Raw genomic sequence first — 2,539 nt, 5'->3', positions numbered from 1 at the left:
GGCGAGGACGCACATCCAGCCAATGCCAGCAGGAACAGGGGAAAGGGGAACTTCATGATCACGGGCGTGGCGGGGTAGTCTCTTCAGGGGGCGGTGCGGGCTCTTCCTTGCGGTCCAGGCCGAACCAGCTGCGCCAGCCGCCACCGCTGTCGGCTTCCTCGCCCTCGATCAGTGGCTGCTCGACCACGCAGGCAGCGTAGGCCGGGGCGTGGCCGGAGACGAAGGGCAACTGACGCGCACCGGGACAGCCGGCGTCGGTGCTGTTGGAACCCACCACCCACTGCCAGTCCAGGCCCTTGCCGGACACTTTCAACGGCGCACTGGGCAGGCGCGCGAACAGCCCCGACCAGACGCGCATGGCGCCGGTACCGCCGTAGAGTCCGGTCTGCTCGTTCTGGTCGTTGCCCATCCAGACCACGGCCAGATGGTCGCCGGTATAGCCCGCGTACCAGCTGTCGCGCCCGTCGTTGCTGGTGCCGGTCTTGCCGGCCGACTGCAGGCGTCCCAGTCCGTCGCCGATCAGCTGGCGGCCGGTGCCACTGGACACTACCTGCTGCAGGGCGACCGTGATCAGGTTGGCGGCGATCGAATCGCCCTCCTGCGCCGGTGCCGGCGTCTTGTCGTAGCGCTTGAGCAGCCTGCCATCGGGGTCGAGTACGCCGCGCACGGCATGCAGCGGCTGGATCTCGCCACCGGAGGCGAGGAACTGGTACAGCTGCGCCATCGCGTACGGGCTCTGGTCGGTCGCACCCAAGATCAGCGCCGGGTTGGGTTCGGCCTGGATGCCGGCCAGCACGCGGATCAGCTGCGCCAGCCGGTCCGGTTCGACCTGCATGCCCACGCGCACCGTGGCCTGGTTGTACGAGCGGGCCAGCGCATCGACCAGGCGCACGGTGCCGTGGCTGCGCCGGTCGGCATTGGCCGGCGTCCAGCGCTTGTTCTTGCCCAGCTGCACGGTCACCGGCGAATCGTCGACCCACGACGCCAGCGAGTACTGGTCGGGCTGCGCCAGCGCCAGCAGGTAGACGAACGGCTTGAGCAGCGAGCCGACCGGCCGCTGCGCTTCCACCGCGCGGTTGAAGCCCACCTCCGACACGTTGCGGCTGCCGACCACGGCCAGCACGTCGCCGTCGTGCACGTCGGTCACCACCATGCCGGCCTGCAGCGGAGGCCGGCGCTTGTTCTCCAGCGCCTTGATGGTGCGCGTGACCGACGCTTCGGCATACGCCTGCGCCGAGGGCGACATGCCGGTCAGGACCGTCAGCCCGGCGCCCTGCAGCGCGCTCTCGGGGTAGTCCCGCGCCAGCTGGCGACGCACCAGATCCACGTAGGCCGGGAAGCGGTTCGCCGCGGCCATGCCCGGCGTCTTCGTCACGCCCAGCGGGGCCGCCAGCGCGCGCTTGTATTCCGCGTCGTCGATCAGGCCGGTCTCGTGCAGCTTCCGCAGCGCATAGTCGCGACGCTCCTTCGCCCGTTCCGGATTGCGGCGCGGGTCGTAGTACGACGGTCCCTTGACCATGCCGATCAGCAGGGCGACCTGCTCGGTGGTCAGGCTGTCGAGGTCGCGGCCGAACCAGAATTCCGAGCCCGCCGCCACGCCATGGATGGCCTGGCTGCCGCGCTGGCCCAGGTAGACCTGGTTGAAGTAGGCCTCCAGGATGGTGCGCTTGTCGTAGCGCGCCTCCAGGATCAGCGCGAACAGGATCTCGTTGAACTTGCGGGTCGGCGTCTGCTCCTTGCCGATGCCGAGCAGACCGCTGCGGGCCAGCTGCTGGGTCAGCGTGCTGGCGCCCTGGCGGGTGTCGCCGCCGGATTTCACCAGCAGCCATGCCGCGCGCACCATGCCGGAGAGGTCCACGCCGTGGTGGTCCTTGAAGTCGCGGTCCTCCACCGCCTGCAGGCCGGTGACCAGCAACTCGGGCACTTCCTCCAGGCGCACCAGGCGGCGTTCTTCCTGCTTCTGCCCGTACAGCGTGGCGATGCGCGCCGGGTCCAGCCGCGCGGCCTTCAACGACTGCTTGCGGGCGACATCCCGGACGCTCGCCACGCGCCCGCCGGACAGGGTCACCTGGATGCGGCGCGGCGCCACGCGGCCGTCCACGTCGATGTAGCCGCGGCTGGAGATGGTGAAGCGGCCGCCTTCGCGCGCATACGTGCCCGGACTCTGGCCGGCACCGTCGTCGCGGTAGGAGGCGGCATCGAGTTCGGTCTTCAGCGTCTGCGCATCCATGGCCAGCCCGGGCGCGAGCTGCAGCGGGCGCGCGTACACGCGGGTGGGGATCTGCCAGCGCAGTTCGCCGAAACGCTCCGTGACCTGATGGTTCAGGTACAGCGTGTAGGGGATCAGGAACCCCAGGCCCAGCCCCACGGCCGCCAGTCCCCAGCCGAACAGGCGCTGCCGCCAGACCGGTCGGCCCTCGTCACCGTCGTCGATGTCGTCTTCGTCCAGCGCTTCGTCGTCGTAGTCGTTGCGGGCCACAGGGGATGCGACAATGGGAATTCGGGCGAGTCTAGCGCAGCCGCCGAGGGTACGCCCGGC

The 2,539-nt window shown here is 69.9% G+C and carries 1 protein-coding gene; it reads right to left on the bottom strand.

Annotated features, from left to right (window positions below; all coding sequences use genetic code 11):
• Positions 1–58 precede the first annotated feature (58 nt).
• Positions 59–2,479, bottom strand: coding sequence for a penicillin-binding protein 1B (mrcB, locus tag CSC76_RS18785; RefSeq protein ID WP_162111480.1), 2,421 nt, complete (start codon positions 2,477–2,479; stop codon positions 59–61).
• Positions 2,480–2,539: the final 60 nt, after the last annotated feature.

The organism is Pseudoxanthomonas mexicana, from assembly GCF_010093385.1.
In the GTDB taxonomy this organism is placed as follows: Bacteria; Pseudomonadota; Gammaproteobacteria; order Xanthomonadales; family Xanthomonadaceae; genus Pseudoxanthomonas_A; species Pseudoxanthomonas_A mexicana.
Note: the sequence above shows the minus strand (reverse complement) of the source record. Positions and strands in the feature narration are given on the sequence as shown.